The sequence below is a fragment of the Bacillus sp. FJAT-26390 genome, from assembly GCF_001682865.1.
Taxonomy (GTDB): domain Bacteria; phylum Bacillota; class Bacilli; order Paenibacillales; family Paenibacillaceae; genus Pristimantibacillus.
On the sequence record NZ_MAQX01000011.1, the window covers coordinates 836,884 to 850,177 of the forward strand.

Sequence of the window (13,294 nt, forward strand, 5' to 3'; positions counted from 1 at the left end):
CCATATTTGAAACAACTCGTTATTACGGGATGTTAATAGCAGGAAGAAAATTGTCAATCGCACCATCCATGTTATAATAGAAGAATTATATTAAACGATTACTACTATTAAAGGAGCTAATCATGTTACGTAATTTGCGATTAAATATTCGTGCAAAAATATTAATCGGCTATTTTCTGATCATATGTTGTCTAGGTGCATGTATTGTTGTAGTGAGCGATAGAATCTCATCCTTGCAAAACGAAATTGAGACGATTACAACCCGGGACATCGAAGTGCATAATTTGATAACGACCATTCGCTACAATGCTGTCAGCATGGAGACCAGCCAGCGCGGATTTGTCATTACTGGCAACGAGACATATTTAGAGCCTTATTTGGCGGGAAAAGCGGAATGGGAAGCCAACTACAATGCTTTGTACCAATATCTATTCGATGATCCGACAACGCGCAAAAGCCTTGAGGAGATCAAGCTGACGATTCAAAATTGGATCAAGGTGGCGGGCGAGCCTACCGTCGCACTTCGTAAGGCGAACGACACGCAAGGCATTATTGATTTTTTTAATGGAGACACCGGCAAAAAAGATATCGATTCCCTTCGCGTACAGCTCGAAACACTGCGTCAAAAGGAAATTGCATCAACTAAAAACCATATCATGCAATTGGAAAACCGGAACGACATGCTTATTATCAGCCTGTATGTCATGCTGCTCGTCGTCTCCATTGTCGCTCTCTTAATCGTATCTTTCGTTTCTGGAACTATCGTCAAGACGATAAATGATGTCGTAAAAACGATAACGGATATCGCCTCTTCCGGAGGGGACTTATCGACGCGCATTAAAGTGAACACCCGTGATGAGATTAGAGATCTCGCTCGTGCAACCAATGCGCTGCTGGACAACCTTAACGATCAGAACTGGATTCAATCGAAGGTCGCCGAGGTGGCAACCATGAATCAAGGCATTAACGATATGAAGATGTTAGCGGATTCCTTTCTGTCCAAGCTTGCGCCTATGCTTAATGCAGCCTACGGATTATTTTATATTAAACAAGGAGCAGGAGATCAGCAGAAGCTGAACAAAATTGCTTCTTATGCCGCGGCTGGCGACAGTCCAGGACATGCCAGCTTTCGAATGGGGGAAGGCCTTATCGGCCAAGCGGCGCTAGATAATCGCACCTTCTTGCTGAACTCTGCTCCTGATCATCCGCTCAGCATTTCGTCAGGCATTGGATCGGTAGAGCCAAGAAGCATTCTAATCGTTCCATTCGAGTTTGAGGGCAAGGTTGCCGCGGTCGTTGAATTCGCATCCGTAGAGTCGTTTACTTCGCAGCATCTGAAGCTGCTTGAGCAAATCGAGAATTCATTTGGCGTTGCGATTAACAATGTCGCAGGTCGTATGGAGGTAGAGCGACTGCTAAGCGAATCGCAAGTGCTGACGGAAGAGCTACAGACACAAACCGAGGAGCTGCAGACGCAATCGGAAGAGCTGCAAATGCAGCAGGAAGAAATGCGCATGACTACCGAGCATCTGGAGGAACAAAACCTGTTCGCCGAGCAGAAAACGAAGGAATTGGAAAAAGCGAAGGAAGAGCTCGAAACGTATTCCGAGCAGCTTAAGAAAAGCTCGCAATACAAATCCAATTTTCTCGCTAATATGTCGCATGAGCTTCGCACTCCGCTCAACAGCATATTAATTTTGTCCCAGCTTCTCTCGGAAAATGAAAACGATACGTTGAATGAAGAGGAAGAAGGGTATGCTAAAGTCATCCATACCTCCGGCAATGATCTGCTCACGCTAATAGATGATATTCTCGATTTATCCAAAATCGAAGCCGGTAAGGTCATTTTGGTGATGGATGAAGTGAACGTCAGCGAAATCCCTGAGCATATGAAGCTTCTTTTTAACCCAGTTGCAGAGAAAAAAGAGCTTGCTTTCCAAATCAATTTAGATGAAGATGTACCGCCTGTACTGTATACAGATGGTCAAAGATTGCAGCAAATCTTAAAAAACCTATTGTCCAATGCCTTTAAATTTACGGAGCAAGGCTCCGTTGTATTAAACATTCAAAATGCGGATCCGCAAAGCGTGAAGAAGCATCTTCCTGCCCACACGGATAAGACGGTTATAGCGATTTCTGTAACGGATACGGGCATCGGCATTCCGCTCGATAAGCAGCAGCTGATCTTCGAAGCCTTCCAGCAGGTTGATGGCGAAACGAACCGTCAATACGGTGGCACCGGCCTCGGCTTATCGATCTGCAATGAATTCAGCAGACTGCTCGGCGGACGGATTGTGTTGGACAGCCGGCCGCAAAAAGGCAGCAGCTTTACGCTCTTTGTGCCAAGCTTGCCTGATATGGAAAAAGAGCAGCTCGTTTCATTCCATCAGGAAATAGCAGCGGCTTCAGAAGTTTCGGTCGTAGCGGAAGCGCCTGCCGTTATCGAACAAATGGATTCCGAATCATCAGACTATGAATGCTCGCTTTTTGAAGGAAAAAGAGTGCTGCTCGTAGAGGATGATTCCCGCAACGTCTATGCTCTCGTCAAATCACTTAAAAATAAAAAGTTTAACGTGACCATCGCAAGCAACGGCAAGCAATGCATGGAAATTATCGATAAAGACACCGACTTCGATTTGGTGCTTATGGATATTATGATGCCAATTATGGACGGTTTTGAAACGATGAAAGCGATGCGTCTTGTTCCTGCTATGCAGGATACGCCAATCATTGCGCTTACCGCTAAAGCGATGAAAAGCGATCGTGATAAATGCTTAGAGGCTGGCGCGTCTGACTATATTAGCAAACCGCTCAATATGGAGCAGCTGTTCTCGCTTATGCGGGTATGGCTTACAAAGCAGGTGGGTAATTGAGCAGCGAATGGAATGAGGAAGACTTCATTAATGAGGATGCGATAACGCAGGACGAACTGGAGCGCATAGAGATCAACTTGCTGCTAGAAGGCATTTACAGCATCTACGGTTTCGATTTTCGGAGCTACCTGCGTTCCTCGCTGCGGCGGCGTATCTATCATCGGATGAACCTTGAAGGCTTGCCGACGATCACCTCCCTTCTTGAGAAGGTGCTTCATGAACCGAATTTTATCGACAACCTGCTTAACGATTTCTCTATTAAGGTGACGGAGATGTTTCGTGATCCCAGCTTTTTCGCATCATTCCGCAAAGACGTCATTCCGCACCTTCGGGAGCTACCGGAAATTCGGATCTGGCATGCAGGCTGCGCGACTGGAGAAGAAGTATATTCCATGGCTATCCTTCTTGAAGAAGAAGAGCTGCTGAATAAAGCGAAGATCTATGCTACGGATATGAACGAGCTTGTCATTGAGAGCGCGAAGCAAGGCAAGTTTCCGCTAAAGCGGATGCAAACCTTTACGAAAAACTACTTGCGGGCAGGCGGAACCAAGGAGTTCTCCTCCTACTATACGACTAATTATGAGCATGCTTTATTTCATCCGCATATCAAAGAAAACATCATGTTTGCGCAGCATAATCTGGCAACGGACCGTTCCTTTAATGAGTTTCACGTCATTTTATGCCGGAATGTCCTTATCTACTTTAATTCCGAGCTGCAAAACCATGTGCATCATTTGTTTTTTGAAAGTTTGGCTTTGAATGGCTTCTTGGCTTTGGGCAACATGGAATCGCTGTTAACCCCCCTTAAAAATAAATACGAGGACTTTAATGCGCCAGAGCGGATTTTCCGCAAGGTAAGCAGTTAGTCCGCTTTAGCGGGGGATACGAAGAAATAAGGCTAGTTTCTAGCTCTATTTTCAGTTGGCGGCTTGGCAGCTCAATTGGCGGGTGGAGCCGCAACGTATTGCATCAAGCTTCTAGAAAAGGAACTGTAACGAAAGGTCATTCCAGACCTTTCGTTACAGTTCCTTCATTGTTATAAGGCCGCTTTCCGGCTCACATTAGAAGACGTGCGGGCGATTTGGATCGAAGCATTGATGGTTACTTTTTTGGCAAGCCCCCGTAATTCCTCCTCCGAACCCTTGAATTGCGCGCCCATTCGGCTCAGCTCTATTAATGCCGCTTTTGCCGCTTCTAATGCGAGACATTCATTTTGCAAAATAAAGTGGGCAACCTGGTAGGCGTAATGCTCCAGTCCCCTTAATTGTTGAAGCTTGTGAATTCGTTGTTTTGCTGCGCTCATTTCGTTCATAACGTATCCTCGTCAAATCATTTTATAATGCTTTCGTTGATTTCAAAGTTTAACAGATGAAGCTTCTTTAGCTGATCCTTCGCCTGCTCTTTATCGCCAACAAAGGCAGCACTTCCTATGAACAACAGCTTCCCGTTTGTAATATCAACCACAGCTGTTCCTGGAATGCCGGCTTGGTTAAAAAGGATGTACAGACGGTTGAATCCAAACTGCACCTTTTTAATCTCGTTCACGCCTAGCTGCTCTGCCGATACCGAAACATATGCGTGTTCATATTTTTGGTTCTCAGCGCTATAACGCGATATGGCAACATGGTCCGTATCGTATTCCGCAACATATAAATATTCATTTTGCCCGCTATGCACTCTTTCTGTATTAGCAGCCTGCTCCCGAACCATTTCGGGCAATTCAATCATTAATCCAGTACGATACGAATAAGAGTAAAATTTCTCGCTGAGCTTCTCTGCGTAACGAGCAGCCTCATCCATTCTATCGTTGACCTTCACCTTTTTAAAAATAAAATAAACGTTATCGGCCGGAGTCAAAAATCTATTTGTTGTTATGGCTGAAACTTGTATTTGCTCCTCTTTTTGATCGCTTTTGGTGCTTCCCCAAGACTCAAGCTTTTCATTTCGCAGCAGCTTTCCGCTCGTTATGTCCATCACGAATACTTCATATTCACTTTGCGGATTATCTGTATAAAAGGTCCCAACCAGAATATGAACCTCTTCATCCACCCTCTGTACATCTACGATATTGAGATATCTAAGCTCCCTTTCCCGCTCAAAGGACAGCTCGAATTCCGATATTTTTTCTGTTGCCTCATTAAGAACACTTAGCTGAAGTGCGGAAAAACGTGACTTCAGTCCCGTATTTTCCAAGACTGTATCTGCGTAAATCACCCACTCCTTATCACGGTAAAAGCCCGAATTCTGTTTTCCTCGCATAAAGCTCTTATGGTCATTGATCAGCTGCTTGATTCCAGGCAGGTTATAAAACCATGAATTCGCGTCAGTTATTCCTAAACGAATGTTTTTCATGTTCAAGCCGCCATACTCGCTTCCAGCTGCATTTACTTTTAAAAATTCGGAGCTCATATTTCCATAATAAGCGCCAGTCAAGCTGACTGCCGCGGCTTCCTTTGGGTCACCTTGTATCGTTTCAAGCTTGTATTCAGGCAGATGGTTTTGTTTGCCGTACGTATAATAAGTGCCAATTCCGCTCACAGCGATCACTGCAATAACGATGGATAACCAATAACGCCTCATTTGCATTCTCCTTACACCGTAATCTTTTTGGCAAGCAGCCTCATTCCAAGCCACACCGATAAGCAGAGCACTAGAGCGCACATGATCACCAATATGGCGTATATCTCATTTGGATACACAAAGGTGTAAAGCTTACCATAACCAAGAAATAATACAGGCGAAATAACCGCTAACACGCAGCACGCCAAATACAGCACGCCATATAAAATCCCCAAACGGCGATAGCTTCGCTCCAGCAATATTGCAGTAAAAATAGCCAATACCGCAATCGTCCCTATCCCGTAATAGTAGAGGAACTGTTCAAACTGCCTAGGTATAAGCTCTACAAGCGCTTGATTGCGGCTGATCGCATCCACCATATGCGAGTCTGCTCTCTGATCCGCCGGAACAACCAGCTTGAATAGGAGATGCTCGATGGGCAGCAGTACCAATTGAAAGGAAATAAAGCCAAATACGAACAGGAGAAACGCGGTTATTTTAGCTAAATAGATGTTGCGCCTTGCTGTTGGCAGCACAAGCAATCGATAAATAAACGTATGACGCCCAAACCATTCGCGGTACCAGATGAAGAAGACATATACGGTTAGCACACCAATACAAGCGAGTATCGGCAAAATAAACCACATCTGCGTATTAAATATCGCCCACTCAAAAGTTAGCAGATCAGGTGACGATAATTGAAACCTATTTTCGATGTCTTGCGTCAGCAGCTCTTTCTTCAGGGATAATTCACTATTAAGCTTCCAAATGAGGCTGCTGATCTGGCAAATTGCCGTGATTCCCATTAAGATGGCAAGCACCCACCGAAAACGATGCACTTCCATATGGACCAGCTTCAAATATCGGTTCATGCCCGGTACACCTCTCTCATGACATCAATAACGGATTTGCCTTCATCGCTTCGCATTTCTTCGCAGTTGAACGAGCGGCTAACCTTCCCGTCCAGCAATAAAACGGCTTTATCCATGAGATGCTCCATCTCTCCGATCTCATGCGTCGTAAGCAGCACGCCGCGGCCCTCAATTAAGTCGCTCGTAAATACTTCCGTAATCGCTTCGCGGCTGAATAAGTCGATCCCGGAAAACGGCTCGTCCATTAATAAATAATCGGAATCTTGGCCAAGACCGAGCAGGAGGTTGAATTTAGCAGCGGTTCCTTTCGATAAGTTCCCGACTCTTTCCGAATGCTCCAGCCGAAAAAAATGCATCAGCTCGCTCGCTCGTTCCATATTCCAGCTATCATAGAAGTCTGCCATGAACCGGAGCGCTTCGGATAGCTTCATGCCGGGAAGCATCGCCAGATGGTCAGGGACGAAGGATATTTTCTCATAGAGGCTTGGTCTAAGCGGTTGTCCGTTAATATGAATAGAGCCTCTCGAAATCGGAGTCAGCCCCATGATTGCCTTCAAAACCGTAGATTTCCCGGCTCCATTTGCACCGATCAGACAAGTAATTTCACCCTTATTCGCGTTAAAGGATACGCCGTTTAACACGTTGCGGCGGCGGTAACGCTTATGGATATCTTTGACCTCAATCATGCTCCGGTGCTCCTTCCTCATATTTGCTTTTGACCAGCTGCAGCAGCTCATCGATTGGCACATCGATTTTTCTTACGGACGCCACAAACGAACAAACTGCATTGCCGATTAATTCCGCTCTTATTTGGTTAAGCACCTTTTCTTCCGTCGTAATCCTGCTATGTGAGTTTCCCTCCGTAATGATCAACCGCTGCTCCTCCATTTCCTTATACGCTTTTTGTACCGTGTTCGGATTAATCTTCATTAAGCCGCCTAGCTCCCTGCGGGAAGGTATCACCTGTCCCGCAGCAAGGCGGCCCGTTGCTATTTTTTCCTTAAAATGTCCGACTACCTGCAAATAGACAGGGTCCCTCGTATTAAACGCCACTTCTGTCCACCCGTCGTTTAAGCTCATCGCGATCATTCCTCACATTCCTAACAAACGTGTGTATTACGTGCATAATACACTTGATAAGCGTATTATGCACGTAATACACTTAAAAGTCAAATGCTGGAATACATATCAGAAAATGCTGCACGCAAAAAAAAAAAGAGCAAATGACGCCAGCGTCATTTGCTCTTCTTCTATGCTCGTTTGGCAGCCGTAAATACTAATGCTCCGTAGCTGCGTTCAAATATTTAGTTAGCACAACTTCCGTTCCATCCTGCAAAGCGTTAACCTCTACCTCGTCCATTAGCGCCTGCATCAAATAGATGCCAAGCCCTCCGACTCGGAGCCCGCTCACATCCGCTTCAGGAAGGGGAGCCGCTTTATCAAGCGCCTCGGGGGCCAGAAAAGCTGAGCCGTTGTTCTTCACTTTGATCGTAAGTGTAGTCTCGTCATGCTCAAAGGAAATGTCGATCATTCCCTCGTCCGTGCCTTGAGCGCCATGGATAACCGCATTATTGCAGGCCTCGGAAACGGCTACCTTCATATCTTCGATTTCTTCGTAGGCGTAGCTCATCTTCGAGGCGATTCCAAATAGACAGATTCTGACCATATCGATATAGTCTGCATGGGCCGGTATTTGTAATCGAATGGCATTCATGCTTGGGCCTCTGTCCCTTCTATTAGGTATCTCGAAATGCCGGTTAAATCAAATAAACGTCTAATCGCAGCTGGAATGTCGCGTACAAAGAACGGCGCATTCAGCTCGTCACGTAGTTTAAGCACCGAAACGATAATGCCGATTCCGGTACTGTCGATATATTTTAACTGCTTGAGATTAAGCACCAATGCCTTATCCGTTTTATTCATCACCAGCTCCAAAGCTGACCGAAGCTGCGGCACCACCGATAAATCGAGCTCTCCGTTTACGTGAAGGATATATTGATCCTTCGTTTCTTCCTGTACAACTTGAAATTGCTCAGCCTTCATTCTATTCACTCCGCTCGCGTTTGTTTAATAAATAGGCAAATATCCTTTACTTTGTACAAGGCGCAGCTGCACCACCTACATCGTAAAGCTGTAAAAGTAATGAATGGACGTTAGCTTCTGAGTATCCGTATCGACAAATAGTTTTAACACTGCTTCATTTCGCTCGAATGCAATACCGTCCTCCGTGAAGTAATCCGGCTCTCCTAACGCTTCTTTAACCGCCTCAATCGTAGCTGGTATTTCAACGCCATCAATTAACAACGATTTGGAGCCCTCGGTTATTTCCACGAAATTAACCATTCCGTCACTGAAGACGACATTCATATTCGGGTATTCGTAAATCTTCAATTCCTTTAAATGCGGATCCTCGGAAATACGTTTAGGCTCGCCAAGCTTCTTCGTTACACTGCTAGGGTCATCATAAAGCGTAATGCCGTTGACCGTTTGAAGCGCAAAGCTCTGAGTTGCCTCATTGGCCGCACTTGCATCATTGCTTGCATAGGTAACTTCCGTTACCGTGGAGGGAGGCATAGAAGCGGATACCATTTCATCGGCTGCCTTAGCAGATGCTTCTGACATCACCTTGCTTGCACTCGTTGATAAGGAATAGGTATTCGTCACCTTGCCATAATCACTGTTAAAAGCGAATATGCTTCCGATCAAGCAGCCGATAATCATCATATTTCTCATATGTTCTCCCTCCTCTGCGGGATTGTCCTTCATCTATTTACTTATACGTATTTATAAACCATATCCGAACCTTTGAAACAGGGGCAAACGATTTATTTTATAAAAATATGATTTTCAACGGTTAATGCTCGAAGCCTTACTTCGTAGCAATCATCACTAAACAAATATCATCCTTCTGGCTCTCATTGCTATGTCCTGCTATAAAATCACTAACCAATTCCGCATGCGCTTCGGTTTCAGTTTCAATCAATCTCTCTACGAGCGTATCCAGCTTGGCTTCTTCGTTATCGCCCAAGGATTCGCTTAGACCATCCGTGTAGAGAACGAGCTTCATATGTTCCTCGTATGGGATGCTCCCTTTACGAATATCAATCTTTTCAAACAATCCGATCGCGCAGCAGCCCTCGGTTAGCAGCGTAACCTGATCACCGATCAGCAGCTTGCCCGGTGGATGTCCGGCGTTTACGTAATCGATCGTCCGTTCATTCGTATCTAAGACCAAATAAATAGCAGTAAAATAGTAGTTAAGCAGCTCTTCCTTCTTATACAGCTGGTTCATATATCGGTTCAGCTCGTGCATGACGAGATCAGGCTCCGTTATGCGTGTAATGGTATCCTTGAGTACGGATGATATATACATACATACAAGTGAGGACGCAATGCCATGGCCCATCATGTCGAGCAAAATAACGCCATATCGGCCTTCATCAATGCGATACCATGCGTAAAAATCGCCTGCAAGCTCCGTAGAGGGCTGGTAAATCGCGCTTATCCCTACATTTTCATCGTTAATCGGCTGGCTTAATACGTTTCTTTGCACCTTTTTGGCAAGCTCCAGCTTAAACTTCACCTGCTTGTCTCTTTCTTTGTGCCAATCAATTTCTTGCTTTAGCCTTAATGCCGACCGTATCCGTGCCAGCAGCTCCATCTTGTTGATCGGCTTCATCACATAATCGCTGGCGCCGGCGTCAAGCGCTTCCGCCATTTTGTTCGAATCGCCAAGCGCAGTAACAAATATAATCGGAACATCCTTATAGCGCTCCACCTGCAGAATCGTTTTGCATGCCTCTAAACCATCGATTTCCGGCATCATCATATCCATTAAGATCAAGTCAACATTGGTCTTCGCTTCCGTTTCGGATTCAATATCCAAAATATCGTATAGCTCCATTGCCGAAGAGGCGATTTTCAAATTCTCGTAGCCCGCTTTATTTAAAATGGCTTTTATAATGATCTGATTTGTCGCATTATCATCCACGATTATAATACTCATATGCAAGCTCCCTTTTACTCCAGTTTCTATACTCATATTTTGAGCCTAACGATACATAGAGTCAACTTTTTAAAGCTCCTATTTGAACAAAGACCTATCCTCCCGGATAGGCCTTTGTTCACTTCATTTCAATCTATCGTGCAATCGATCGCTTATACGACATAGTGCGGGTAGTAATAAACAGCCGGGTCAAACTCATCGCCCGTATACTCCTTGCCGCCCCAAGCGATGACCAAAATTTTATCCTGGTCCATCTCACGCTCTAGACGCTCTGAATCTGTCTCGGAAATACCCAGCGACCTCATCTTGGCCCGCAGCTCATCACCGTTCGAGCGGAAAATGTTCGCGATTGCTGTCCCAAGGCCTTCCTCGGCAATGCCGATTTTCTCAGCATCCGTGTTGTCGACGATCCGTTTTGTCCGGTCTTTATCATGCGTCAGCACGAAAATTTTGTCCTTCGCATATCCTTCCGTTTGGAACTTATACACCTGCTCTTGAACCTCCACTGCATTATTGACCGTGTGTACCTTCGTATTAGTTAGATTATTCATTGTAATTCCTCCTGCTATTCATTTTATTTTGGTATTGGCGTACTTCCTTTGAACGTTGTTAACTAACCCGTCTTCGTCCGACAATGAGAGATACGATAAAGAGTACGACGAATACGACGAATAATATTTTTGCGATCCCAGCTAATGCGGAAGCAATTCCTAAGAAGCCGAAAATGCCTGCGACGATTGCAAAAATGAAAAATAATAATGCCCATCCTAACATTGGAATCATCCTTCCTTCGAAACTGTTTTTGTTAACTTGTCATGTTATTAACCAGCGCTGCGCCCTTTGAAACAGGCTATTTTTAGGTTTCCAGCCTCCAAACGCCGCTATTAATGAAGAAATAGAAACCATTGCTTTTAAATGTTTCAGAAGCGGTTGATGAGGTTAAGAGACTACACCAAATAAATCAAATCGATAATAGAAAAGGCTGGTGAGATCGATGGAAAAACAGCGTATACACGTTAATGGCATCGATTTAGTCTATGAAGAATGTGGAAGTAGTAATGGAAACGTAATCGTATTGCTCCACGGCTTTTGCGGCTCATCCCAATACTGGCAAAAAATTTGTCCGATGCTGAGCGATCAGTATCGCGTCATCATCCCGGATCTTCGTGGTCACGGGGAGTCCTCCTCACCCGAGGGGACCTATACAATGGAAGTAATGGCAGAAGATATTGCAGCAATGCTGGATGCGCTTAAGATTGAGAAGGTCGTCATGTTCGGCCACTCCTTAGGCGGTTATGTAACGGCTGCTTTTGCGGAAAAATATCCCAAAAAGCTGGCTGGCTTCGCGCTCATTCATTCGACAGTGCTGCCGGACACAAATGAGATTAAGGAAAAAAGAGCGGATGATATTGAAGCGATTCGCGAAAAAGGCATTAGCAAATACCTTTACGGCATCATCCCGAATTTGTTTACCGACGAGAAACTCGGGGAAATGCGCGATGAGGTCAATGAGATGATCGGAGTCGGCCAGCAGATGGAAGCACATGCCGTGATCTCTACGCTATTAGGCATGATGCAGCGTCCTGACCGGAGTCATGTGCTCGCTGAAGCCAAATTCCCAGTATTGCTGGTAGCCGGTGCAGAGGATGCCGTCATTAAGCCGAATGACACCTTTACGGTTACGAGCCTCGATCAGCCTGAAACGACCTATAAATATCCGCATATTCTTGAAACGACGTTCGAGGATGTGGCGCATATGAGTCTTGTTGAAGTATCCGATCAGCTCGCCCGGGTCATGTCCACTTATTTGAAAACGCTCTTGGAGCGTGAGAAAACGAGAACCGAGGGCAAAACGGAATTGCCGACTGGAAAATAACAGCAATCATTTTTTAGAATGCTGATTCAAAGCAAGTCCGATTGGGTAAATAAGAATAGGCAGACAACCCCTATCATCTGCCACAAAATAACTGGAGGTGCTAGTTACTATGAGTAGTACGAATACTTCTTATCGAACGGGAGAAATTGTTAAGCATGATGGCAACTACATTTCAAAATCAGGCAAGAAAGATAAGCTGCAAAAGGGAGAAAAATTCCCTTCTTGTCCTGTTAGCGGTAATGAAACAACTTGGAGCAATGCCGATTAGCGCAAAATAACGGATATGAATCATACGGAAGGGCTGTCCCGGAAAGTAGATTTCCTACTTTTTGGGGCAGCCCTTTTGGCGTTTTTAGCTTCACACGTTCTAACTTGTATGGTAGTATGGTAGTGTAAAGCCGAAAGGGATGAGCCTATGGATTATCAATTGCGCCCGCAGCCTTTTTCCACTAGGGATGCGGTCTATACGCAGCTCAAAGAACAAATATTGAAGCTTGAGCTGCCGCCCGGAACCCCTTTATCCGAAAATGAAACCGCTCTCTTATTTAATGTCAGCCGCACGCCCGTGAGAGAAAGCTTTCTCCGCCTTGCGCAAGAAGGACTTGTTCAAGTGCTTCCGCAGCGCGGCACTTTCGTTTCACTCATTGATACGATGCTTGTTGAAGAAGCGAGATTTATGCGGGAGCAGCTGGAGAAGGCCGTTATATTGCTCGCATGCGACCATTTTCCGGAGCCTTTCCTGCTGCTGCTCGAAGAGAACCTTCGCCGCCAAGAGGAATGCGTTCGGCTTGAGGATGATAAAAGCATGCTGGAGCTTGATGATGCTTTCCACCGTATTTTGTTCGATGGCACGAGCAAAAGCCACACCTGGTTAATCATGCAGCAAATGAACGCTCACTTGAATCGCAGCCGCATGCTGAGGCTCGTGGATGACCATAACTATGCTCATCTTTATGAGCAGCACCGCTTCATGGCGGACGCGATAAAGGCACAGGACGGTCCGGCCGCCGAGCGGATAATGAAAGAGCATCTTTCATTGAATATTGCCGATCAAGCCTTGCTGAAAGAAAAATATCCGAATTATTATAAATGACAATAGGAGGATCGA

At 45.3% G+C, this 13,294-nt stretch carries 16 protein-coding genes; 5 read left to right on the forward strand and 11 right to left on the reverse strand.

Translation table 11 applies throughout. The features are described 5' to 3' along the window. Nucleotides 1-122: 122 nt before the first annotated feature. Both A7975_RS15380 and A7975_RS15385 read left to right on the forward strand, forming a co-directional pair. Nucleotides 123-2,873 (forward strand): ATP-binding protein, encoded by a 2,751-nt coding sequence (locus A7975_RS15380; protein ID WP_065385659.1) that lies wholly within the window; start codon nucleotides 123-125, stop codon nucleotides 2,871-2,873. After that, nucleotides 2,870-3,739, forward strand: coding sequence for a CheR family methyltransferase (locus tag A7975_RS15385; protein ID WP_442950600.1), 870 nt, complete (start codon nucleotides 2,870-2,872; stop codon nucleotides 3,737-3,739). The genes A7975_RS15380 and A7975_RS15385 overlap by 4 nt, the downstream gene beginning before the upstream one ends. Before the next feature lie 170 nt (nucleotides 3,740-3,909). Here A7975_RS15385 and A7975_RS15390 read toward each other — a convergent pair whose 3' ends face one another. The 11 genes from A7975_RS15390 to A7975_RS15440 all read right to left on the reverse strand — a co-directional run bounded on the left by A7975_RS15390 (nucleotide 3,910) and on the right by A7975_RS15440 (nucleotide 11,084). Further along, nucleotides 3,910-4,185 (reverse strand): hypothetical protein, encoded by a 276-nt coding sequence (locus tag A7975_RS15390; RefSeq protein ID WP_053372332.1) that lies wholly within the window; start codon nucleotides 4,183-4,185, stop codon nucleotides 3,910-3,912. A gap of 17 nt (nucleotides 4,186-4,202) precedes the next feature. Continuing rightward, nucleotides 4,203-5,453, reverse strand: a complete 1,251-nt coding sequence (locus tag A7975_RS15395; protein WP_065385660.1) for a hypothetical protein — start codon at nucleotides 5,451-5,453, stop codon at nucleotides 4,203-4,205. An 11-nt stretch (nucleotides 5,454-5,464) separates the two neighbouring features. After that, nucleotides 5,465-6,304, reverse strand: coding sequence for a hypothetical protein (locus A7975_RS15400; RefSeq protein WP_065385661.1), 840 nt, complete (start codon nucleotides 6,302-6,304; stop codon nucleotides 5,465-5,467). Next, complete coding sequence (locus A7975_RS15405; protein WP_065385662.1) at nucleotides 6,301-6,990, reverse strand: ABC transporter ATP-binding protein; 690 nt, start codon at nucleotides 6,988-6,990, stop codon at nucleotides 6,301-6,303. The genes A7975_RS15400 and A7975_RS15405 overlap by 4 nt, the downstream gene beginning before the upstream one ends. Continuing rightward, nucleotides 6,983-7,393, reverse strand: a complete 411-nt coding sequence (locus A7975_RS15410) for a GntR family transcriptional regulator (protein ID WP_255314294.1) — start codon at nucleotides 7,391-7,393, stop codon at nucleotides 6,983-6,985. Before A7975_RS15410 ends, A7975_RS15405 begins: the two co-directional genes overlap by 8 nt. 187 nt (nucleotides 7,394-7,580) lie before the next feature. Further along, nucleotides 7,581-8,018, reverse strand: a complete 438-nt coding sequence (gene rsbW / locus A7975_RS15415; RefSeq protein WP_053372336.1) for an anti-sigma B factor RsbW — start codon at nucleotides 8,016-8,018, stop codon at nucleotides 7,581-7,583. Continuing rightward, the gene (locus tag A7975_RS15420) at nucleotides 8,015-8,347 is read right to left on the reverse strand and encodes an STAS domain-containing protein (protein WP_053372337.1); all 333 of its coding nucleotides are present in this window, start codon (nucleotides 8,345-8,347) and stop codon (nucleotides 8,015-8,017) included. The genes rsbW and A7975_RS15420 overlap by 4 nt, the downstream gene beginning before the upstream one ends. Nucleotides 8,348-8,422: 75 nt before the next feature. Beyond that, nucleotides 8,423-9,037 carry a hypothetical protein gene (locus A7975_RS15425; RefSeq protein ID WP_065385663.1) on the reverse strand — a complete coding sequence of 205 codons (615 nt, stop codon included), beginning with the start codon at nucleotides 9,035-9,037 and terminating at the stop codon, nucleotides 8,423-8,425. Nucleotides 9,038-9,173: 136 nt separating this feature from the next. Continuing rightward, nucleotides 9,174-10,310, reverse strand: a complete 1,137-nt coding sequence (locus A7975_RS15430) for a SpoIIE family protein phosphatase (protein WP_053372339.1) — start codon at nucleotides 10,308-10,310, stop codon at nucleotides 9,174-9,176. A gap of 152 nt (nucleotides 10,311-10,462) precedes the next feature. Further along, nucleotides 10,463-10,861 carry a YflT domain-containing protein gene (locus tag A7975_RS15435; protein ID WP_053372340.1) on the reverse strand — a complete coding sequence of 133 codons (399 nt, stop codon included), beginning with the start codon at nucleotides 10,859-10,861 and terminating at the stop codon, nucleotides 10,463-10,465. 58 nt (nucleotides 10,862-10,919) lie between these two features. Next, nucleotides 10,920-11,084 carry a DUF1328 domain-containing protein gene (locus A7975_RS15440; RefSeq protein WP_065385664.1) on the reverse strand — a complete coding sequence of 55 codons (165 nt, stop codon included), beginning with the start codon at nucleotides 11,082-11,084 and terminating at the stop codon, nucleotides 10,920-10,922. 220 nt (nucleotides 11,085-11,304) lie between these two features. Between A7975_RS15440 and A7975_RS15445 the strand changes: the two genes are divergently transcribed. The 3 genes from A7975_RS15445 to A7975_RS15450 all read left to right on the forward strand — a co-directional run bounded on the left by A7975_RS15445 (nucleotide 11,305) and on the right by A7975_RS15450 (nucleotide 13,279). Continuing rightward, a complete protein-coding gene (locus A7975_RS15445) occupies nucleotides 11,305-12,186 on the forward strand; it encodes an alpha/beta fold hydrolase (RefSeq protein ID WP_063845934.1) in 882 nt (293 codons plus the stop codon). Nucleotides 12,187-12,295: 109 nt separating this feature from the next. Then, nucleotides 12,296-12,454: a hypothetical protein gene (locus A7975_RS34190; RefSeq protein WP_157265562.1), complete on the forward strand. Its 159-nt coding sequence runs from the start codon at nucleotides 12,296-12,298 to the stop codon at nucleotides 12,452-12,454. A gap of 147 nt (nucleotides 12,455-12,601) precedes the next feature. Further along, a complete protein-coding gene (locus A7975_RS15450) occupies nucleotides 12,602-13,279 on the forward strand; it encodes a GntR family transcriptional regulator (protein ID WP_065385665.1) in 678 nt (225 codons plus the stop codon). Nucleotides 13,280-13,294: the final 15 nt, after the last annotated feature.

Bases quoted from the DNA above. Each gene is read 5' to 3' on its own strand.
- A7975_RS15395 (WP_065385660.1), bottom strand. From the start codon at position 5,453: ATGAGGCGTTATTGGTTATCCATCGTTATTGCAGTGATCGCTGTGAGC.
- A7975_RS15420 (WP_053372337.1), bottom strand. From the start codon at position 8,347: ATGAAGGCTGAGCAATTTCAAGTTGTACAGGAAGAAACGAAGGATCAA.
- A7975_RS15450 (WP_065385665.1), top strand. From the start codon at position 12,602: ATGGATTATCAATTGCGCCCGCAGCCTTTTTCCACTAGGGATGCGGTC.
- A7975_RS15445 (WP_063845934.1), top strand. From the start codon at position 11,305: ATGGAAAAACAGCGTATACACGTTAATGGCATCGATTTAGTCTATGAA.
- A7975_RS15430 (WP_053372339.1), bottom strand. From the start codon at position 10,310: ATGAGTATTATAATCGTGGATGATAATGCGACAAATCAGATCATTATA.
- rsbW (WP_053372336.1), bottom strand. From the start codon at position 8,018: ATGAATGCCATTCGATTACAAATACCGGCCCATGCAGACTATATCGAT.
- A7975_RS15380 (WP_065385659.1), top strand. From the start codon at position 123: ATGTTACGTAATTTGCGATTAAATATTCGTGCAAAAATATTAATCGGC.
- A7975_RS15405 (WP_065385662.1), bottom strand. From the start codon at position 6,990: ATGATTGAGGTCAAAGATATCCATAAGCGTTACCGCCGCCGCAACGTG.
- A7975_RS15435 (WP_053372340.1), bottom strand. From the start codon at position 10,861: ATGAATAATCTAACTAATACGAAGGTACACACGGTCAATAATGCAGTG.
- A7975_RS15400 (WP_065385661.1), bottom strand. From the start codon at position 6,304: ATGAACCGATATTTGAAGCTGGTCCATATGGAAGTGCATCGTTTTCGG.
- A7975_RS15440 (WP_065385664.1), bottom strand. From the start codon at position 11,084: ATGTTAGGATGGGCATTATTATTTTTCATTTTTGCAATCGTCGCAGGC.
- A7975_RS34190 (WP_157265562.1), top strand. From the start codon at position 12,296: ATGAGTAGTACGAATACTTCTTATCGAACGGGAGAAATTGTTAAGCAT.
- A7975_RS15410 (WP_255314294.1), bottom strand. From the start codon at position 7,393: ATGATCGCGATGAGCTTAAACGACGGGTGGACAGAAGTGGCGTTTAAT.
- A7975_RS15390 (WP_053372332.1), bottom strand. From the start codon at position 4,185: ATGAACGAAATGAGCGCAGCAAAACAACGAATTCACAAGCTTCAACAA.
- A7975_RS15425 (WP_065385663.1), bottom strand. From the start codon at position 9,037: ATGAGAAATATGATGATTATCGGCTGCTTGATCGGAAGCATATTCGCT.